The sequence below is a fragment of the Megasphaera vaginalis (ex Srinivasan et al. 2021) genome, assembly GCF_000478965.1.
GTDB lineage: Bacteria > Bacillota > Negativicutes > Veillonellales > Megasphaeraceae > Megasphaera > Megasphaera vaginalis.
This window is the reverse complement of the sequence record NZ_AWXA01000041.1, coordinates 34,438-54,818: the sequence shown is the minus strand read 5'-3', so window position 1 is coordinate 54,818 and position 20,381 is coordinate 34,438. Positions and strand designations below refer to the sequence as shown.

At 51.2% G+C, this 20,381-nt stretch carries 18 protein-coding genes; 9 read left to right on the top strand and 9 right to left on the bottom strand.

The window, feature by feature from the left end:
• Positions 1 to 37: 37 nt before the first annotated feature.
• Positions 38 to 1,375 (bottom strand): ABC transporter substrate-binding protein, encoded by a 1,338-nt coding sequence (locus HMPREF1250_RS07050; protein WP_023054016.1) that lies wholly within the window; start codon positions 1,373 to 1,375, stop codon positions 38 to 40.
• Positions 1,376 to 1,746: 371 nt separating this feature from the next.
• Here HMPREF1250_RS07050 and HMPREF1250_RS07045 point away from each other — a divergent pair, with 371 nt between their 5' ends.
• The 5 genes from HMPREF1250_RS07045 to ptsP all read left to right on the top strand — a co-directional run bounded on the left by HMPREF1250_RS07045 (position 1,747) and on the right by ptsP (position 7,032).
• Positions 1,747 to 2,508: a DeoR/GlpR family DNA-binding transcription regulator gene (locus HMPREF1250_RS07045; protein ID WP_023053946.1), complete on the top strand. Its 762-nt coding sequence runs from the start codon at positions 1,747 to 1,749 to the stop codon at positions 2,506 to 2,508.
• Positions 2,505 to 3,428: a 1-phosphofructokinase gene (pfkB, locus tag HMPREF1250_RS07040; RefSeq protein ID WP_023054054.1), complete on the top strand. Its 924-nt coding sequence runs from the start codon at positions 2,505 to 2,507 to the stop codon at positions 3,426 to 3,428. The genes HMPREF1250_RS07045 and pfkB overlap by 4 nt, the downstream gene beginning before the upstream one ends.
• Positions 3,429 to 3,431: 3 nt before the next feature.
• The gene (locus HMPREF1250_RS07035; protein WP_023054022.1) at positions 3,432 to 5,036 is read left to right on the top strand and encodes a PTS fructose transporter subunit IIABC; all 1,605 of its coding nucleotides are present in this window, start codon (positions 3,432 to 3,434) and stop codon (positions 5,034 to 5,036) included.
• 82 nt (positions 5,037 to 5,118) lie between these two features.
• Complete coding sequence (locus HMPREF1250_RS07030) at positions 5,119 to 5,376, top strand: HPr family phosphocarrier protein (protein ID WP_023053932.1); 258 nt, start codon at positions 5,119 to 5,121, stop codon at positions 5,374 to 5,376.
• 15 nt (positions 5,377 to 5,391) lie between these two features.
• On the top strand, positions 5,392 to 7,032 hold the full coding sequence (ptsP, locus tag HMPREF1250_RS07025; RefSeq protein ID WP_023054005.1) for a phosphoenolpyruvate--protein phosphotransferase: 1,641 nt from the start codon (positions 5,392 to 5,394) through the stop codon (positions 7,030 to 7,032).
• 165 nt (positions 7,033 to 7,197) lie between these two features.
• On the opposite strand, the gene HMPREF1250_RS07020 is transcribed toward ptsP, so the two are convergent.
• Positions 7,198 to 8,613: a sodium:solute symporter family protein gene (locus tag HMPREF1250_RS07020; protein ID WP_023053964.1), complete on the bottom strand. Its 1,416-nt coding sequence runs from the start codon at positions 8,611 to 8,613 to the stop codon at positions 7,198 to 7,200.
• A 263-nt stretch (positions 8,614 to 8,876) separates the two neighbouring features.
• Here HMPREF1250_RS07020 and HMPREF1250_RS07015 point away from each other — a divergent pair, with 263 nt between their 5' ends.
• The 3 genes from HMPREF1250_RS07015 (at position 8,877) to HMPREF1250_RS07005 (ending at position 11,500) form a co-directional block, all read left to right on the top strand.
• Positions 8,877 to 9,593 carry a DUF6803 family protein gene (locus HMPREF1250_RS07015; RefSeq protein ID WP_023054030.1) on the top strand — a complete coding sequence of 239 codons (717 nt, stop codon included), beginning with the start codon at positions 8,877 to 8,879 and terminating at the stop codon, positions 9,591 to 9,593.
• 112 nt (positions 9,594 to 9,705) lie between these two features.
• On the top strand, positions 9,706 to 10,407 hold the full coding sequence (locus HMPREF1250_RS07010) for a response regulator transcription factor (RefSeq protein ID WP_023053971.1): 702 nt from the start codon (positions 9,706 to 9,708) through the stop codon (positions 10,405 to 10,407).
• Positions 10,400 to 11,500 (top strand): sensor histidine kinase, encoded by a 1,101-nt coding sequence (locus tag HMPREF1250_RS07005; protein WP_023054027.1) that lies wholly within the window; start codon positions 10,400 to 10,402, stop codon positions 11,498 to 11,500. Before HMPREF1250_RS07010 ends, HMPREF1250_RS07005 begins: the two co-directional genes overlap by 8 nt.
• A 193-nt stretch (positions 11,501 to 11,693) precedes the next feature.
• On the opposite strand, the gene HMPREF1250_RS07000 is transcribed toward HMPREF1250_RS07005, so the two are convergent.
• The 6 genes from HMPREF1250_RS07000 to HMPREF1250_RS06975 all read right to left on the bottom strand — a co-directional run bounded on the left by HMPREF1250_RS07000 (position 11,694) and on the right by HMPREF1250_RS06975 (position 17,984).
• On the bottom strand, positions 11,694 to 14,495 hold the full coding sequence (locus tag HMPREF1250_RS07000; protein WP_023053933.1) for a heavy metal translocating P-type ATPase: 2,802 nt from the start codon (positions 14,493 to 14,495) through the stop codon (positions 11,694 to 11,696).
• Positions 14,496 to 14,504: 9 nt separating this feature from the next.
• Entirely contained in the window at positions 14,505 to 14,783 is a 279-nt protein-coding gene (locus tag HMPREF1250_RS06995) for a metal-sensing transcriptional repressor (RefSeq protein ID WP_101912903.1), read from the bottom strand.
• Positions 14,784 to 15,137: 354 nt separating this feature from the next.
• Positions 15,138 to 15,566: an OmpH family outer membrane protein gene (locus tag HMPREF1250_RS06990; RefSeq protein ID WP_023053952.1), complete on the bottom strand. Its 429-nt coding sequence runs from the start codon at positions 15,564 to 15,566 to the stop codon at positions 15,138 to 15,140.
• Positions 15,567 to 15,685: 119 nt separating this feature from the next.
• Complete coding sequence (locus HMPREF1250_RS06985) at positions 15,686 to 16,099, bottom strand: GerW family sporulation protein (RefSeq protein WP_023054053.1); 414 nt, start codon at positions 16,097 to 16,099, stop codon at positions 15,686 to 15,688.
• The gene (locus HMPREF1250_RS06980) at positions 16,092 to 16,796 is read right to left on the bottom strand and encodes a hypothetical protein (protein ID WP_023054000.1); all 705 of its coding nucleotides are present in this window, start codon (positions 16,794 to 16,796) and stop codon (positions 16,092 to 16,094) included. The genes HMPREF1250_RS06985 and HMPREF1250_RS06980 overlap by 8 nt, the downstream gene beginning before the upstream one ends.
• A gap of 84 nt (positions 16,797 to 16,880) precedes the next feature.
• Positions 16,881 to 17,984: an NADH:flavin oxidoreductase gene (locus tag HMPREF1250_RS06975; protein ID WP_023053936.1), complete on the bottom strand. Its 1,104-nt coding sequence runs from the start codon at positions 17,982 to 17,984 to the stop codon at positions 16,881 to 16,883.
• Positions 17,985 to 18,235: 251 nt separating this feature from the next.
• Between HMPREF1250_RS06975 and HMPREF1250_RS06970 the strand changes: the two genes are divergently transcribed.
• A complete protein-coding gene (locus HMPREF1250_RS06970) occupies positions 18,236 to 19,519 on the top strand; it encodes an adenylosuccinate synthase (RefSeq protein ID WP_023053981.1) in 1,284 nt (427 codons plus the stop codon).
• 64 nt (positions 19,520 to 19,583) lie between these two features.
• Here the strand turns inward: HMPREF1250_RS06970 and HMPREF1250_RS06965 are convergent, their stop codons facing one another.
• The gene (locus HMPREF1250_RS06965) at positions 19,584 to 20,264 is read right to left on the bottom strand and encodes a vitamin B12-dependent methionine synthase activation domain protein (RefSeq protein WP_023054045.1); all 681 of its coding nucleotides are present in this window, start codon (positions 20,262 to 20,264) and stop codon (positions 19,584 to 19,586) included.
• Between the last annotated feature and the right edge of the window lie 117 nt (positions 20,265 to 20,381).

The following is a 20,381-nucleotide window of genomic DNA, read 5'->3' as shown; positions in this document are numbered from 1 at the left end:
TGTCAGCAATGTCCGTTAATGAAATTGTTCCAGTTTGTTATTTTGTGCCGTTCGCGTCATTGTAAATCTTTATGGCTGCATTGGCCTGTTCGGCAATGGCGGCGGCTGCCTGCGCCGGTGTCTTGGCACCGTTCAGCATATTTTCGATTTCCTTTTCCGTAATCTGACGAATTTCGGCGAAGGACGCGCTTAATCCGCCTTGCGATTGAGGATTGGAAGCATGCAGCTGATCGATGGCCGTCTGGAACTGCGGGAACTTGGACATGTTATCCTTGAAGACCGATTCTTTTGCTGCATCTACCGTGATGGGGAAGTAGCCGGTCATGGAATTCCAATAAGCTTGTGATTCGGGGCTGATCATGAACTTGATGAATTCCCAGGTAGCGTCCATACGGGCTTTGTCTTCACTGTTGATCATCCAAAGGGAAGCGCCGCCAATGGACACGCCGCCTTTATCACCGGCTTTTACGCTGGGATAAAACGCCGTGCCGACTTCGAATTTACCGCCGACCTGGTTCAGCGTATCACGGAGATTGGCGCTTGAAGCGACCGTCATGGCCGCCTTACCGGAATTGAATTCATCAGGGCCGCCTTTCCGTCCGATATTGGGGGCGATGCCGGCTTTGGCCAATTCGTTCCAAACAGTCAATTGTTGTTCCAATTCTTTATTGTTATTGGCAATATAGTTGCCTGGCGCTTTTTCACGTCCGTTATTGTTATCGAAGATAGGAATGCCGGATTTGCAGAAGAACTGCTCGCTGTACCAGCCGTATATCGTCAGGGCCAACGGCATTTGCGCGCCGCCGTCTTGAACTAATTTGGGTCCCATCGCTTTCAGTTCTTCCAGCGATGTCGGCGGCTTTTCGATGCCGGCTTTTTTGAAGATGTCTTTGTTGTAATACAAAAGCGGCGTTGACGAATTGAACGGCATGGAGTACAGCTTGTTGTTTATCGTATAATACGCCGCAATATTTGGTTCTATCTTGGAGATATCGTACTTGTCCTTGTCCAGATAATCCTGGACCGGTACGGTCAGGCCCGAATCAATCATGTACCGCGTGCCGAGATCAAAAACCTGTACTACGTCGGCGCCCAGGTTTTTGCCGTTCCCGGCGTTGCGCAGTTTCGTGATCGTATCGTCATAGGAACCCTGGAATTCAGCCGTTACGTGGATATTGGGATGTGAGTCGTTAAACCGCTTGACGAGTTCATCAATTCCCTTGGCACCGCTGCCGCCCATGGCATGCCAGAATTTAAGCTCGATTTTTTTGTCCGAGTTGCCGGAAGATGCGGTGGTGCCGGTATTGCCGCAGCCGATCAGGCCGACAATACTGAATGCCGTCAAGGCACATAAAGCTAGCGTTTTTAATCTCATTTACTATTCTCCTTTTTCGATAAAATATCACTCTATCAGTTATGATACAGAAGGATATTCAGTAACGTGAAAAGAAACTGTATAAATTGTGTAAAATTACATTGTCCGAAACGAAGCGGCCGGTAGCCGCGAAAAAACGGCGGCCGTCCCGGCAGGGCGCTTAACATGGGCTGAGAAAGATGGCGGGATAGCAGGTTTTTGCACCGTAACCGGCCGGAGAGGGCACAATTGTTTGGTATCGGTATGTTTTTATCTTATAAGCGATCGATTTTGATTGCTTAATTTATATATTGATTGAATATGATTGATTTAGAATGAATGTGACGATATACTGAATACATAATCAACGACAAGAGCAAGGATGTGATCACATGTTGGCGGAAGAGCGGCAGCAGGAAATTTTAAAGTACATTCGCCGGCAAAAGGCCCTTACGGTACAGGAAATCGTTTCTCTGTTTTCCGTTTCCGAAGCGACGGCACGGCGTGATTTGCTGTCTCTGCAGGCGTCGGGTTTTGTAAATCGCGTTCACGGTGGAGCGACGTGGCGTGAGGGCTGCGGAGCTTACGATGCCGACTGGGAGGATTTACAGCAAAAATACGCGTACCACATGGAGGCGAAACGACGGATTGCCCGCTTTGCGGCGGCACAGATCGGCGATGCTGATTTTGTTTATTTAGATGCCGGTTCCACTGTTGAACAGATGGCCGACTTTTTGAGCGGTTCCAAGGCTTCTTTCGTGACCAACAGTTTGCCGCTGGCACAGAAATTGGCTCATTTCGGTCGAGACGTACTGATCCTGCCCGGCCGCATCAAGGAGAAAACGGCGGCCATCGTCGGCAGTGAGATGCGGGATATGCTGCGGCGGTATCATTTCACGAAAGGGTTTTTCGGTGCGAACGGCATTTCTCTCCAAGCCGGCTGTACGACGCCGGATGCGGAAGAAGGCGATTGCAAAATGGCGGCCCTGCAGCATTGCCGGTATAAATCGGTTTTGGCGGACTGCAGTAAGTTCGGTTTGGCTTCACACATTACGTTTGCCGATTTGGCGGAAGTTTCCATTATTACGGCGCAGGAAGCGGAGCATTTTGATTTTACGCCGTTTCAGCAGATTACAGAGGTGCATATCGTATGATTTATACAGTAACGTTTAATCCGTCTCTTGATTATGTCGTGCGCGTGAAGCGGTTTGTCAGCGGCGATATCAACAGGGCTGAAGAAAAGCGGATCTATCCCGGCGGCAAGGGGATCAACGTCGCCTTAATGCTCGGCAACCTGGGGATCCCGGCCAAGATGCTCGGCTTTGTCGCCGGATTTACGGGGCAGGAGATTGAGCGTCTTTGCCGGGTCAACGGCGGCGACTGCGACTTTATCCGCCTGACGGAAGGGAATTCCCGTATTAATGTAAAGATCAGCGCTGCCTCGGAAACCGCCGTTAACGGGATGGGGCCTCATCTTCCCGCTTCTGCCCTGGACGCTTTAACGGAGCGGCTGCAGCGCCTTCAAGACGGGGATACGCTGGTTTTGGCCGGCAGTATTCCCGCAGATATTCCCGTCGACATATACGAGCAAATTTTAAAAGGACTCAGCGGCAGGCCGATTCGCACCGTTGTCGACGCTACGGGCGACTTGTTGAAAAAAGTCCTGAACTATCACCCGTTCCTGATCAAACCGAATCAGGCTGAACTGGGAGAACTGTTCGCCTTGGAGCTCCATCGCGATGAAGAGGTCGTTCTCTGTGCCAGGCGGCTTCAGGCTATGGGAGCCTGTAATGTATTGGTTTCGCTCGGCAGTAAAGGCGCGCTGCTGCTGGGGGAAGATAAAAAGGTTTACCGCCTGTCGGCGGCTGCCGGCACGCTGGTCAATTCCGTCGGTTCCGGCGACAGTATGGTGGCCGGTTTTCTTGCCGGGTATGAACGGTACGACGGCGATCTGCAAAAGGCGCTGCAGTTGGGAATCAGTGCCGGCAGCGCTTCCGCCTTTCGCCCTTGGTTGGCTGAAAAAGAGGATGTTATGCGGCTGTTTAGTCTGCAACTGAATAAAGAGAGGAGATAGATCATGAGGATTCGCGATTTGTTACAGCTTTGCAGCATTGATTTACAGGCTGTGGCGGCCGATAAGCGCGCCGCCATTGCTCATGCCGTTTCGCTGATGGAAAAAAGTGGTAATCTGATTGATGTGCAGGCGTATGAAGACGCCGTTCTGCGGCGTGAAGCGGAAGGCAGTACCGGTATCGGCGAAGGGGTAGCCATCCCGCATGCCAAGACGGCTGCCGTTGCTGAACCGGGACTGGCGGCGATGGTCGTTCGCGGCGGCGTCGATTACGAAAGTCTTGACGATGAACCGGCTTTTCTGTTTTTTCTCATCGCCGCTCCCGAAGATGGCGCCGACGTTCATCTCGATGTTCTGAGCCGGTTAAGCCGTATGCTTATGGATGATGATTTTCGTGCCCGTTTGCTGGCGGCGCCGACGCAAGAAGCCTTTTTGACCTGCATTGATGCCAAGGAGACGGCTATCCTTGGCGAAGAAGAGCATTTCCCGGAAGTTGCCGATACGGCGACGCAACCTTTTATCGTCGCCGTGACGGCCTGCCCGACCGGCATTACCCACACGTACATGGCGGCAGAAGCGTTGGAAAACAAGGCGGCGGCCATGGGAATCGTGATCAAGGTGGAAACGAACGGTTCCGGCGGCGTAAAGAACAGCTTAAGCGCGCACGATATTGAACGAGCTGCCGGCGTCATCGTGGCGGCTGACAAGAACGTGCCGACACAGCGGTTTGCCGGTAAAAGAGTACTGTTCGTGCGTGTGGCTGCCGGGATCAAGGAGCCGGAACGATTGATCCGGACTATCGTGGACGGTACGGCTCCTGTTTTCGACGGCGGCGGCAGCAGTGACGAAACGGCCGGCGATACGGGGCGGGAGAGTGTGGGGCGTCAGGTTTATAAGCATCTCATGAACGGTGTTTCCCACATGTTGCCGTTTGTTATCGGCGGCGGCATTCTCATTGCCCTGGCATTTCTCGTCGATATGGAACATGCCGGTACGGCCGCTTTCGGAAGCGGTACGGCAACGGCGGCTTTCCTGAAACAGACCGGCGGCCTTGCCTTCAGTATGATGCTGCCGATCTTGGCCGGGTTTATTGCCGGGTATTTGGTGCTTGCGCTGAAACGATTATGCCGGAACATGCCGAAGGCGCTGGAAGGAACGAAGCCGATCCTTATTTATCCCGTCGGCGGGTTGATCCTTATCGGTGTCGTCATGACGTATCTGATCAATCCGCCGACGGCCGTGTTCAATCAATGGCTGGCGAACGCCTTGTTGTCGATGACGACGTCGAGCAAGGTGATCCTCGGCCTCGTTCTTGGCGGCATGATGTCGATTGATTTCGGCGGCCCCATCAATAAAGCAGCTTACGTGTTCGGGACGGCGTCGCTTCTGAACGCGTCCGGAGCTGCTGTCAGTTCCGGCATTATGGCTTCCGTCATGATCGGCGGCATGGTACCACCGATTGCCATCTCCCTGGCGATGCTCCTTTTCCGCAAAAAATTCACGGCCAAGGAAAGGCAGGTTACGCATTGGCCCATGTATGCGTTGTCGCTGCTTGCCGGTGCCGCCGTCGGAGCGGTCATCATGGGAATAATCCGTGACGACGCGGCATAGATTTCGCATCTGTTAACGGTTGAAATAGATTGTTTGTCAATATTTTTCCGATTACGTGTTTCGTATAAAGGAGTTTTTTTCAATGAAAGAATTTACTTACGTTATTACCGACCCTCAAGGAGTCCACGCTCGTCCTGCCGGCATTCTCGTGAAGGAAGCGAAGAAATTTACCTCAGCCGTTACCGTTGTTAAAGGCGGCAAAACCGGTGATTTGAAAAAGATATTCGCCGTCATGGCGCTGGGAATCAAGCAAGGCGAGACCATTACCGTACAAGTTGACGGTGCCGATGAAGAAGCGGCGGCTGCCGCCGTGACAGCGGCGTTGCAAGCCAATTTATAGCAAGGAGGGACGCCGATGTTAGTGATACGGGGGAAAAGCGTGTTTGCCGGCATTGCGATCGGACCGCTAGCATTGTTTCACCGGCAGTCCGCTTCTGCGGCGCAGCGGCCTGCTGCCGGCATAGAAGCGGAGCTGCAGCGTTTCCGTCAGGCCCGGCAAACGGCTGTCGCGCAGTTGCAGGCGCTGTACGAACGCGCCGTTGAAAAAGTGGGGGAAGACGAAGCCGCCGTTTTTGAGGTGCATCAGATGATGCTTGCCGACGATGACTATCTGGAAACGGTAGAAACCTTGATCGGCAGCGGCAATATGAGTGCGGAAGCCGCAGTAGAACGGACAGCGCAGCAGTTTGCCCAGATGTTTCGCGCTATGGATGATACGTATATGCAAGCCCGCGCCGCCGATGTCATCGACATTTCACGCCGCGTCGAAGCGGCGCTTTGCGGCTGCCAGGATACCGATTTGAGCGCTTATGACGGTGTCATTATCGGCGCCGATGACTTGGGACCGAGTGAAACGCTGCAGCTCGATACGGATAAGATCCTCGGTTTTGTTACATCCGGCGGCAGCACCAATTCGCATACCGCTATTTTGGCGCGGACGTTGGGGATAGCCGCCGTTGTCGGCACCGATACGCCGTTCCACGATGACGTTGAAGGGTTGACAGTCATTATTGACGGGTATACGGGTACGGTCTATCTCGATCCCGATCCGGAGACGTTGGCGGCGATGGAGCGCAAAGCGGAGACGGCGGCGGCTCATCAGGCCGCATTGGAGCGGCTGCGCGGACTGCCGACACAAACGAAGGACGGGAAAAGAATTGATTTGTATGCCAATATCGGCAATACGGGAGATTTGGCCCAAGTAGCGGAACATGACGCGGAAGGGATCGGCCTGTTCCGCAGTGAATTTCTGTATTTGGAAAATACGACATATCCGACGGAAGAGCAGCAGTTTGCGGCGTATAAAAAAACGGCGCAGGCACTGGGCGGTAAACGTGTCGTCATTCGCACCCTTGATATCGGCGCCGACAAGAAAGTAGACTATTTCAACTTGGAGACGGAAGAAAATCCGGCCATGGGCATGCGGGCCATCCGCATTTGCCTCAGCCGCCCCGCCTTGTTCAGGATCCAACTTCGCGCGTTGTGTCGGGCTTCCGCCTTCGGCAAAGTCGCCGTCATGTTTCCGATGATTATTTCCCTTGATGAAATCAGGCGGAGCAAAGCGATGCTTCGCGATGTACAAGAAGAATTGACGGCACAAGGGATCGCTTACGACAAAGAAATGGAAGTAGGGATTATGATCGAGACGCCTGCGGCGGCGATTATCAGTGATGAACTGGCGAAAGAAGTCGATTTTTTCAGTATCGGCTCGAATGATCTGACGCAATATACGCTGGCCATCGATCGTCAGCAGACACGGCTTGACGATTTCTTCGACGCCCATCACCCGGCGATCTTGCGGCTGATTGAAATGACGGTTCGGAACGGACACGCCGCCGGTATCTGGGTCGGCATTTGCGGCGAACTTGGCGCCGATTTGTCCTTGACGGAAACGTTTCTGCGCATGGGGATTGATGAATTGTCTGTCAGTCCGGCGGCGATCTTGCCTGTACGCGAAAAAGTTCGTTCTTTGGATTTGCGGGATGTAGACGTTTGACAATATCATCTACTGGTGTTTCACGTGAAACATGGCAAAAGGGTCTGCAGCGGAAGGCGTTGAATATGCCTTTCGCTGCAGACCCTTTCTGTTTAGCCATTTGACGAATTGGAGAACACCGGGGGTTCTCGCGCTTCTGTCAATGCCGTCTGCATGTGCCGCATTTTACAGGTCGTCTTCCCGGCGTGTCGGCGGCGTAATCGGCGTTTTGTCGATAACACGGACGAGAAGAAGGGTAACCGTACAGATGATCCATTCAAAATAAATGACATGAGGCAAGATGCGTATTGCCGGGAAAAGCTGCCAGAGGATCAGTCCTGCAATTCCGACGAGTGTCGTCCAGAAGGCCGTGTTCCTGCGGCATAGGGAAGGACAGAAAAGCGTGCAGAGGAAGACGAGCGTAAAGGCGGTCGTCAGACTCAGGCCGATCAGCATGATCTTGACGATGCCGACGGCGTTAAAGGCCATCCATAAGGTGCCGATGCCGATCAGGAGCGTAATCATTCGGTTGGCGCGCAAATACGTTTTTTGTGTCATTTTCGGTGAGAAGAAGCGGCGGTAAATATCTTGGGCAACGAGAGTGCTGGCACCGAGAAGGATCGTGCAGGCCGTTGAAACGTCGGCGGCCCAGAGACCGGCCAAGGTCAGGCCCGACGAAAAGGGATCGAGACTCATAATAATTTGCGGTAATGCCAATGTCGGGTTCAAGTCGGGATATTGCGCTTTGGCGGCCAATCCCAAGATGGCGCAGAGGAAACCGATGGGAAAGATCAATATGCCGCCTAAAATGAACCCTCGTCTGGCGGCGCCTGCGTCTTTTGCGCCGCAGGCGATTTGGACCGGTCCCTGTGCGGTAATTGCCTGCGTCACCATGACGATGATCCAGCCGAGAAGCGTCGCCGCCGAAATGCCGGCAAAGGGACTGAACCAATCTACGGAGGAAACGGGAAGACTGGCAGCGATGCCGCTGATACCGCCGTCGCGGAGCAGGATGCGGACGAGAGAATAAATAATGCCCAAGTAAATGACGGTGACGCTGAGGATATTTGACAATCCTGAAGACCAGAGTCCGCCGATAGCCGTAATGCCGATGAATACAACGGCGCTTACGATCATGCCCGATTCCATCGTGAAGATATCGGGCATAAGCGTTGATAAGATGGAGCCGCCGGCAACGTATTGCAGCGACGTAATGCAGATCATAATCAGGGAAAGACCGATAACGCTGATGACACGAGCTTTCTTATCGTAGCTCCGCTCAAAGAGTTCCGGAATAGTTGTACAATTCAGCGAGCGGTAGCGGCCTGCCGCAAGAATCCCCATGACGATGGCGCCAATAGACCAAGCGCCGTTGTACCAGCCGGCGGCAAGCCCGATCTTTGTGGCGCTTTCTGCGACGCCGACCGTAGAAGCGGCACCGACGGCCATGCCGGTGATACTGACGGCAACCAGTGTCGTTGAAAGCTTTCGGCCGGCAAATAAGTATTCTGTCGGATTTTGGGCTGCACGATGTTTGACATAGAGAGAGATCGCAAAAAGCAGGAAGATATATAAAATGACGATACTTAATTGAATGGACATAAATAAGACCCCTCTCCTTGTAGAGCAACTTAAGTTCCCTACAATGCAACTAAAATTACGGACGTTGATGATATTATAGTATGTTGTAAAAGAAAAATCAAGGTCTTCAGGCAATACATACGGTCATCGCATGTTGAGATGCAGCGATGCTCTTTCGGTGGCGGGGGTTGGGTGAAGGTGATCTTCATTATATCTTCACATTTTCTTCATAAATTCTCTATAGGGAACAGGTATACTGTAGACACTACAAAAAGGAGTGATTTATGATGATGAATATGGCAATGACACACTATATGGAACTTTTGTCGTTGCACCAACCGTGGTTTCTGATTTTATTCATGTTGGTGCCGATGACTTTGGCGGAAACAATTTTGGCTTCCGAGATTTTCAGTTTGTATTATCAGGAAGAGGGAAAAGGTACTTGGAGCTCATTGCGACACGGGGCGTCGATTGTCTTAGCGATTTTCTTTATCGCCGTGGCGATCTTCATCGCCGTCTGGTATGTTCCGACTATTCAGTGGCGCGGTCCGCTTGATGTAATTGCTGTTTACAGTTATTTACTTGCCGTCATACCTGCTGTCGTTATTTTACTTATGGAATTCAATCTTATCAGTAAAAATAGTGATACGAGAACGAAATTGAAAAAACACGTTATTTGGGTCTTTGCTTTTGTTGCTTTAACGCATATTGCCATGGTTTTCGGCATGGCTGATCCGCAGCTTGCCGGCTGGACAGCGCCGCAGCAGAGCATGCCCGGCGGGCAGATGATGAATCATGACGGCATGTCAAACGATATGATGAATCACGGCGGTATGTCACATGATACGATGAATCATGGTGACATGCATCAACATATGATGAATCAGCAGCAATCGATGCATATGAACCAAGGCGGACAGGGCGGCATGAACGGGAATAACGCGGACTCCTGCCCGATGAATCAAGCTGATCAGGATCAGAACCAACACAAGAATAGCTAGAGATGTCAGTACGTTTTATACAAAACACGGAAACAGAGCGCTTCTGTTTCCGTGTTTTGTATAAATGGTGTACAATGTAAGCACAATACTGATGCGTAAGGAGATATGCCGTATGAGTCCGTATTCTATTCTTATTGTCGATGATGATGACAAACTGATCAAATTGCTGCGTTCCTATTTTGAGCAGAATCAATTTATTGTTTATATTGCCAAAAACGGAGAAGAAGCATTGGCCATGATGGAACGACATGAGCCGCAAATTATGCTTCTCGATATAATGATGCCCAAGCTGGACAGGTATGAGGTTTGTAATCGTGTGCGACAGATCAGCGATATTCCGATTATTTTTCTGACCGCCCGCGACAGTGAAGAGGATCGGCTGAAGGGCCTTGATATCGGTGCCGACGATTATGTCACAAAACCGTTCAATATGCAGGAACTCGTCGCTAGGGTTCATGCTCGCTTGCGGCGCAGCCTGGGTGAAGTCATTCACCGTCCGGCGTCTTACCGTGCAGCCGACCTTCTTATCGACAGAGAGCGTTTTCTCGTCTATCGCGGCAATCAAGCGTTGACTTTGACGCCGACGGAATTTAAGCTGCTGGAGATACTGTCATTATCTCCGGGACGGGTATTCAGCCGCATGCAGCTGATGGAAAAAGTACAGGGCGGGTATGCCTTTGAAGGGTTTGAGCGGACGATTGATACACATATTCGCAACTTACGGAAGAAGGTGGAAGTCGATCCGGCAAATCCCGCTTATATTTTGACTGTTTACGGGATAGGGTATAAGTTTGGCGGTGAACATCTTGGGTAACAACGAACGACTTTCTTTTCGGTTGGCAGTTATGATCTTTTTTCTCTTTGCGGCGGTGATTGCGTTGCTTGTTATGATTGTCAACTTGCAAATGGAAGCCCATTTTTCGGAATATGTCTATACGGAGGCTGACGGGTTGACCGTTGCTGTCAAGGGAATTGATGAAGAAGCATATATTGCTTCCGTGCATAAATTCCTCTTCTGGATCGGATTCGTCATGGTTATTTTAGGCAGTACGGTCAGTTATTTTGTCATTCGTCATCTGACGCGGCCGGTATCGGAACTGACGGCGGCCGTGCGGGAATTGCAGGAAGGGCATTTGGGCAAGACCGTACCGGTGCGGCGTCATGATGAAATCGGCGTACTGGCAGCCGCTTTTAACGATATGTCCCGCCGGCTTTACGAAAACGATCAGCAAAGGCGGCGGCTCTTTGCCGGAATGGCTCATGAACTACGTACGCCCATGGCGATATTACAGGGCAATTTGGAAGGTATGCTGGACGATGTCGTACCGCTTGACAAAGAGACGGTCCTGTCGCTTGAAGATGAAGTGGTCCGCATGCGCCGCCTGGTTCAGGATTTGCGCGATTTGTCCCTGGCGGAAAATCATGAATTACTGCTGCACAAAGAAGAAACGGATATCAACAATCTGTTATCGCGGGCTGTCAATATGCTCCAGCCCATGCTTGACGAGAAGCGGCTCAGGATCGAAGTGCATTTGGCGGCCGATCTGCCTCCTGTCAACGTTGATGCGGATCGTTTCAATCAAGTTGTGTATAATTTGTTGAACAATGCCGTTCGCTATACGGAAACGGGCAAGACCATTTCCGTTACGACTGCGCTAAATAACCAGAACTATCTCGTGTTGACCATCGCCGATGAAGGGAAGGGAATTGCGGAGACTGATCTGCCCCATATATTTGAATATTTTTACCGTGGCGAAAAATCGCGGAATCGAGGCAGCGGCGGCAGCGGTATCGGGTTGGCTCTGGCGAAGCAATATGTTCTTTGCCACGACGGAACGATCGATGTTGCAAGTCGTGTAAGCGAGGGAACGACAGTTACCGTTCGCATACCGATAGGTGAATCCTAATCTTCCTATACAGTCGGGCGATGATGTGGGTACCCTTCTATAGAGGAAGCCATAGCGGTCATCGTTACCGACAACGGTATCCATCGCAGAATGGCACGGCCTGGCCTAAGGCCATTGGCGACAATCTCGAAGCAACGCTTGTATCTAAAAAAAAGAGCCACCATGTTTCACGTGAAACATGGTGGCTCTTTCTTCATTTGACGAGTTCATATCCGGCGTCGGCAATGACTTTGGCCAATTCATCTGTCGGAATATCACGATCAGCTTTTATATCGGCCTTTTTGCCTTCCAAATCAACGGTTACGGCAGTGACGCCGTCTATTTTTGAAAGCGCGTCGTGTACGTGTTGTTGACAATGTTGGCACATCATTCCTTCAATCTTAATTGTTTTTTCCATTTCTTGTTCCTCCTTTGGAAGTTGTAATGTATATCCTGCAGCAGTAAGGGTTTCTGAAAATACTGCCGTCGGGATGGCGATTGTACTGGAGACGTCGGCTTCGCCTCTTTCTAACGATACGTTGACAGCAGTGACACCGGCTATTTCGGAAAGCGCGGCGGTGACCTGCTTTACGCAATGTTGGCACATCATTCCTCTTACGGTAAGCGTTGTGTGTACAGGGCTTGCAGGTATTTCTGAAGGAGCGGATGTGACGACGGACTGAGCCGGCAATGTTTCACGTGAAACATGATGAGGCGCTCTTTCCGCTTTAAAGAACCGGAGCCGCAAGGCATTCATGCAGACACAGAAACTGCTCAAACTCATGGCGGCGGCGCCGATAACGGGACTGAGCTTGATTCCGAAGGCCGGATAGAGCAGTCCGGCTGCCAGGGGAATTCCGATGATATTGTAAATAAAGGCCCAGAAGAGGTTTTCTTTGATGTTTTTAATAACCGCTTTACTGAGGCGAACGGCACTGACCGCATCGAGGAGATCACTGCGCATCAGCACCGCATCGGCGCTTTCGATGGCAACGTCTGTTCCGGCACCGATGGCTATGCCCAGATCGGCTTTCATCAATGCCGGGGCATCGTTAATACCGTCACCGATCATGGCCACGCAATGGCCCTGTTTTTGCAGGTCGGCAATATGCTTTTCTTTATCCTGCGGTAAGACCCCGGCAATGACCTGGGGAATATGCAGGCGTTTGCGGACCGCTTCGGCTGTCCTTTTGTTGTCTCCAGTCAGCATGACAACCTTGATGCCGAGTTCTTTGAAACGGGAAATAGCGGCTGCGCTCGTTTCTTTTTCCGTATCTGCAGCGGCAATGACTCCGATGATCTTATCGCCGGCGGCAAAGATAAGCGGTGTTTTACCCTGATCGGATAACCGATCCAGCGTCTCTTTCAGCGCCGTCGTGTCGATCTTGTGCTCGCTCATCAGCTCCCGGTTGCCGGCATAATACGTGACGCCGTTGCTGGTTCCGCAGACGCCGCGCCCGAAGATGGCGCGGAAATCGCTGATCGCCGTCGGCGTGATTCCCTGCTCACGGCTATAGGCGATGACGGCTTCTGCCAAAGGATGTTCGCTGCCTTTTTCCAAACCGGCAGCCAAAGAGAGAAGTGTTTCTTTTGTGACGCCGTAAGGCAGGATATCGGTTACAGATGGTTTCCCGATCGTAATCGTGCCGGTCTTGTCCATTACTACCGTATCAATCCGATGCGCTATTTCCAACGCTTCGCCGGATTTGATGAGGATTCCGTTTTCCGCGCCTTTGCCGGTGCCGACCATGATGGCGACGGGCGTTGCCAGTCCGAGAGCACAGGGGCAGGAAATGACGAGGACGGCGATGCCGACAGAAAAGGCAAATTCCGGATCGGTGCCGACAAAGAAATACCAGATTGCCGTCGTTACCAGGGCAATCGCGATAACGGCCGGCACAAAAATACCGGCAATCGTATCGGCCGTTTTGGCAATAGGCGCCTTGCTGGCGCTGGCTTCATCGACGAGTTTAATAATTTGGCTGATCGTCGTGTCTTCGCCGATACGCTTTGCTATAACGTGAATATATCCCGCCTTGTTGATCGTAGCGGCTGTTACGGCGTCACCGACTTGCTTTTCGACAGGAATGCTTTCGCCGGTAATAGCCGATTCGTCAATGCTCGTCGTCCCTTGCGAGATAATCCCGTCTGCCGGAATGCTTTCGCCGGGGCGGATGACGATTTCATCGCCGATGAGAAGCTCTTCGACGGCAATGGATACTTCTTTGCCGTCACGCAGGACCGTCGCTTCTTTCGGCGCCAGGTCCATCAGCTTCTCAATGGCCGCGCTCGTTTTTCCCTTTGCTCTGGCTTCCAAATACTTGCCGACTGTAATCAAGGTCACGATCATGCCTGCCGATTCAAAGTAAAGGTTGGTGCTGTATGTTTCTACTAGTCCCAAATCACCGTAACCAAGTCCCCAGCCCATACGGAAAATGGCAAAGATACCGAAGACGGCAGAAGCTGATGAGCCGATGGCAACGAGACTGTCCATATTCGGAGCCCCTTGAAAGAGACTGTGGAAACCGTTAATATAATATTTTTTGTTCAGGTACATAATGGGCAGGAACAGGAGAAATTGGGCGAACGCAAAGGCGATGGCATTTCTCGGCCCGTCGAATACAGCCTCGACCAGATGGGGGACAGGAAGACCGAAAAGGTGTTGGAAGAGTCCGTGGGAGGCGATATACATCGTCGGGAGCAGAAAAAGAACAGAGCCGATGAGACGGTTTTTCAGCTCCTGAATGGCGCTTGCAGCTGCCGATGCGGCGCTTTCGTCGGCAACGGAGCTTTCTTTTCCCGCGCCTGCCGGCGCGGCGCCGTAACCGGCGTTTGTGACGGCAGTAATGATATCCTGAGAGGATAACAGTGCTTCGTCATAGTCGACTTGCATACTGTTTGTCAACAAATTGACGCTTGCCTTTTTCATACCCGGCAGACGGGCGGCCGCTTTTTCCACCCGCGCGGAGCAAGCTGAACAGCTCATGCCGCTGATTGCATACTTTTCATGTTTCACGATGATCACCTACTTCATCAGTTTTTGTAAAAGACAGACAAGTTCGTCGATTACTTCATCATTGCCATTACGGATATCGGTTACGACACAGCTTTTGATGTGCTGCGCCAACAGCTCCTTATTAAAGGCGTTCAATGCCGATTGAACGGCGCTGACCTGCGTCAGGATATCGACACAATAGCGGTCATTTTCGACCATGTTTTTTATGCCGCGAACTTGTCCCTCAATTCGATTTAAGCGTGAAATAAGACATTTATATTCGGTACCGGTTTTATCACGATATTTCATTTTCAGGCAACAATCGTCGGCACCGGAACAGTTGGTTTCTTTCATAGAATAACCTCCCTTTTTGATACCCCTATAGGGTATTTATCTACTTGTATCATATACCCTATAGGGGTATATGTCAAGGATATGATCAATAAAATTTACCGATAAGGTGTAATTTATGAAAAACACCCGTAAAAGGGGATAAGACGAGATATAATAAAAATAGGTAAAAGTATATGCAGATAAAAATAACAAGGCCTTAAAATCGAAAATTTGAAACCTGATAAGGGAGAGATTAAACATATGTTTGCTTATTTTGCATAGAAAAAAACGCAACCTCTTCAAGAGAAGTTGCGTTTTTTTACAGCTGAATTATTTTAAAAGCTGTGCTACTGTTTGTGTTTCGTCCGTTGCATTTTCCGAACCGGCAATAATCGCGCCTTGTGCTACAATCGCGTCATATCCTTTGTTCTGGCGAACTTGTTCCACCTTGGCGACAACATCTTTTTCGATGGGAACGATCAGGCTGTTTTCCAATTTGCTGAGATTTTGCGCCAACTCTTTGCCGAGGTTCTGTTTTTCCTGATCCGTTTTCATGTCCTTTGAACGTTTTGCAAACTGTTCATTGGCATCTTTAATGGCTGATTGCATCTGAGCGCTTACTTTCGGAAAATCTTTATGAGCTTGAACTAACGTATCAAAATTTACATAGCCTACTCCCGATGCGAATGCCGACGCTGCTGCCGCAACGCTTAACATGCCTACTGCCGCAAGGGATGCCAACTGTTTTTTTAATTTCATAGGTGTACCTCCTGAAATGAACGAATTGATTTGCTCTTGTACTTGCTAATTATAGCAGACTTGTTTTGAAACTACAACTATTGTAACAGAAATGTGACTATACCTATACATTACCTACGTTATACGGTAGCGTCCGTCGACTTTGGCGCCGTCTCCGTCGCGTCTTCGTCTTTGATGTAAATGTATTTGTCCTTTTTCATTTTATCGATGATTTCCGGCGCCATTGTCAGCAGTTTTTCAAAAGCGGAGGCCTGATAGCCGCCTTTCTTGATGGAGAACAGTTCGACGCGTTCACCTTTGATTACTAAAATTGCCGTCGGTTCGAGTTTCGCGCCGCCGCCACCGCCTGCTCCCTGATGCGCCATATCGCCGCCGCCGCTACCGCTGCCGAAACCGAAAGAGACGTCGACGAAGGGAACCAGAATGGCATCGCCGATGTGGACCGCTTCGCCGACGACTGTTTCCACTTTGATCATATTTCGGAAGTTTTCAAAAATTGTTTCCAAATTGTTTTTTACATCGTTTTTATCCATGGTGATCTTCCCTTCTCTCTTTGAACCAAGTAAAAGCCAGGGTCCGCACGGGTCTGGTAAGGACCAGTGAGACCGCATAGGCGATGAGAACTGCCGGATGGATTCGACCGGACAGCGCAGTCAGGCAATCGTACTCGGTTTCTACATAATTAAATTGCAGTCCGCCGATATTTGCCGGTATCGTACTGTATAAGAGGGCCGCGACGAGCCCTGTCCGATCCGGTGAACCGAGGCCTAAACTGCCGCATATTGTAAAACGGCGGATACGGGAGTGATGAAGCAGCTGCCGCAGGAACCGAAGGACGGCAATGAAGAAATCAAGGCGGAGCACATACGTTTTCCAAGGAAATGCATGTTTCGGGCTTTTTTCCAACTGTTCTTTTGGGGCGCGAGCCAGTTCTTCGTATGTCGTTTGCGCTTGCTCCGTTGCAAGAGACGCTGCGATATCGTCGGGATTTAAGGACTTGCTGTCGTCCGCCTTCTGCCAGGGGCGCCAACGGAAAAACATTTTTTTCTCCAGAGGCCGGCCGTATTCATACTTCCATTCAACGGCAAGGGCCTTGTTGAACCATGCGGCGCGACCGTGGCAGCGGAACGGTGACGCAGTAGATATTTCGATTGTATACAGCAGCGGCAGACAAAGGATTGCGACTGCTGTCATCAACAGGAGCGCCGGGAAAATGAAGAATCCGCTCATCGCCTCTCCTCCTTTCGGGGCCGAGGGGTATTACGAAACAATATATACATATAGTATAGCACGGGAAGGGAAGGAGATTATAGTTTATTTATCTTTTTCATTAAAAATACAGGCCACGTCATCGGCTCGAAAACAGCGTGAACAGGAGATGCACAACGCCGGTTCCGTGCTGCCGCCGCGCCATAGGTTCGGCAGAGCGGGCTGGCGAAGCAAGGGACGGCTCATGGAAATGAAAGCGATATCCGTTTTTTGCAAGCAGTCTTCCATTTCTGCAGCCGTACGGAAGCCGCCGACAACGCCGATAGCAATACGTCCTTTCAGCGCCGCCGCCGCCGCTGCTGCGGCGCCGGCAAAGTACATTGGTTCTTTCGTGCGGCGGATGGCGCGGATAGGGCCTTGACGCGGCAATGAAGAAGTATTGCCGCCGCTGATCTCTATCGCGTTGGCGCCGGCATCGGCAAGCCAGGCCATGACTTGCATGCTTTCGTCAAAGGTCAGCCCTTCCGTTTCCATGTAGTCGGAACTGTTCAGCTTTACCCAAATCGGATAAGCAGGGCCGACGGCTTTTCGAATAGCGGCAATCGTTTCTGTGAGAAAGCGGGCTCTGTTTTTCAACGATCCGCCGTATTCGTCTGTGCGCTTGTTGAAGAATGGCGTCAGGAATTTACTGGCCAGATAGCCGTGAGCGCCGTGAAATTGAATGCCGTCATAACCGGCTTCTTGTGCGCGGAGAGCGGCGTGGACGGCATCGTCGATGAGACTTTTGATCTCGTCGACGGTCAACGCCCGTGACTCTTGGGTTTTGACAACGACCTTATCGGGAATGCCGCTGGGGCTGATAATCGCCTTGCCTGCGCCTTCAGGCAAAGCGATGGCGGAACCCATGATGACCAACTGCGCCATAATCTTGCCGCCGTGGGCGTGAACCCGGTCCGTCAATATTCGCAACGGCGCGATGAAGCGATCGTCGTCGATCCTGATTTGGCGATGCTGGTGGAATTCTTTGGGGCTGACGGCCATCATGCCTGTAATGATCAGGCCTACGCCGCCGTCGGCAAGCGTTTCATACAGTTCGATCAGCTTTTCTTTCGGACAGCCGTGTCCGTCATCCATTCCTTCAAAGGTTGCCGAACGGATAATGCGGCACGATACATCGATGCCGCCGACAGTGGATTTTTCAAATAACATAACCGTCTCCTTGCTATATACAAATAGTTACTTAAGTTCTTCCATATATTTTTTCATTATATCGTAAAATCGGTTAAATTGCTAATACAAAATAGTTTTTAAACCGTATTTTGGTTTTGTATGGGAAGAATGTCGGGTGAAAGATGGAAGAAGATTCTGTTTTCTCGTTCATTAAGGATATCAATTTGCGTGTCTTTCGTGTATAATAAAAGGTGTTTGTGAATTGGACTTAATGAAGGGATGTTGAATATATGGCTACAGCAATGGTAATGGGGACGCAATGGGGCGATGAAGGTAAAGGCAAGATCGTAGATTATTTGGCGCAGAAGGCGGATGTCGTCATTCGTTCGCAAGGCGGCAATAATGCGGGGCATACTGTTGTCGTCGAAGACGCTTCCTTTGCGCTGCGTCTTTTGCCGTCCGGTATTTTATATTCTGAAAAGACGTGTATTATCGGCAGCGGCGTCGTCGTCAATCCCGGCGTTCTTTTGGAAGAACTGGACGGAATGAGGGCGCGCGGCGTTCGGATCAGCGCCTTGGAAATTTCCACACGGGCCCACGTTATCATGCCCTACCATATTCGCATCGATGAAGAAGATGAAAAGCTTAAGGGCGATGCGAAAATCGGTACGACAAAGAACGGCATCGGCCCCTGCTATGCCGATAAGATCAACCGCGTCGGTATTCGTATCGGCGATTTGATGGATGAAACCGTGTTCAGCCGCAAGCTGAAACAAAATCTGCTCTTGAAGAACCGGCTGTTTACACAATATTATGGTTGTGAAGGATTTGATTACGAAACGATTTTGAAAGAATATCTGGCTTATGCCGAACGGATTCGCCCGTTTGTCAAGGATACGAATTACTCGGCCAACCAATACATCAAGGAAGGCAGAAAGGTTCTGTTTGAAGGGGCTCAGGCCGCTATGTTGGATCTTGATCACGGCACCTATCCGTTTGTCACGAGTTCCAACCCGACTGCCGGCGGCGCGTGTGTCGGCGCCGGTGTCGGACCGCGTCGGATGGCGAATATTGTCGGCGTCGTCAAGGCGTATACGACCCGTGTCGGCGCCGGTCCGTTCCCGGCTGAACAGGATAATGAAATCGGCGACTATCTGCGCCGGACAGGACATGAATTCGGAACCGTTACCGGCCGTCCGCGCCGTTGCGGCTGGCTGGATACGGCAGTCGTTGCGTATGCGGCTATGCTGAACAGCCTGGACTACCTGGCGATTACGCGCCTCGATATCTTGGACGGACTGGATACGATCAGAATCTGTAAAGGCTATATGTACAACGGAGAAGTCTTGAAAGAATATCCTGCCAGTCTCGACGTCTTGGAAAAGGCTGAACCGATTTATGAAGAGATGGCCGGCTGGAAGGAAGACATTTCGCATTGCAAGACCTATGCGGAACTGCCGGAAAATGCGCGCTACTATGTGGAACGTATTGCCCAACTCGTCGACGTTCCCCTCGGCATCGTTTCCGTCGGTCCGAACCGATCGCAGACGATCGTCCTTCACGATATTTTTTAATCTTTGACGATTCGAACAAAAGGGAGATTTCCGCTGACGGAATCTCCCTTTTTACTGTTTCCGGTTACCAATCGTTATCTTCCTCTTCGGCGTGACAATTTCCCGCCATGGCACATGCGGCGCAACCGCCGCTGCAGGCGGCGTCTCCAGTATATCGGAGAGCGGTTATGGCCGTGATCGTTTTGCGCGGTATCAGCATGCGGCTTGCCGTTACGGTGATGCCGATCTGTGCGCCGCCGGCAGCAATGGCGAGGTCGGCTTGTTGTCCCTGCGGCCAGTCACCGCAGCCGGGACTGCTTTGCCACGCGACGGCATAGCCTTTTTTCGCGGCAAAAGAAGCGATTTCGCTGGTCAGCATGCCGAGCAGCTGATCGGCGGCGGCGCTGGCGGCGGCGTCAAGGAGCAGGCCGTCTTGAAAGTCTTTGGCCAGAAAGAGCCGGTCAATGGCTTCGTCGACGGCCGGCCCGAGCGTGGCCGCCAGGAGCAAGACGATATCTCCGGTGTGCTCCAGGCGAGTGCGGAGTTGCTGACTGCTCAGCGTAAAGGGGCTGTCACAAAGGATAGCGTGACTGGCATCGTCATAAAATACCTGCTGGTAAAGCCCTTGCGGTACGGCTGCTGCGATGACGCTGTCAGCCGCTTTTTTTAACGCATCATCGCCGGTATCCGCCAAATTGCGGAGCGCCGCATAGTGTTTGATTGCGTCTATATTGATTTCCTGTAAAGACAAGTTGGCCTTTGCCATACGTATCATCCTTTCTTCTTTCTTTGCTCATTATACCATAGTTGATATGGCGGAGAACGGGTTCGGCCGTTTTTTGCTGCAAGAAAACATGGCGTTGCAGTTACGTGTCAAAAATAT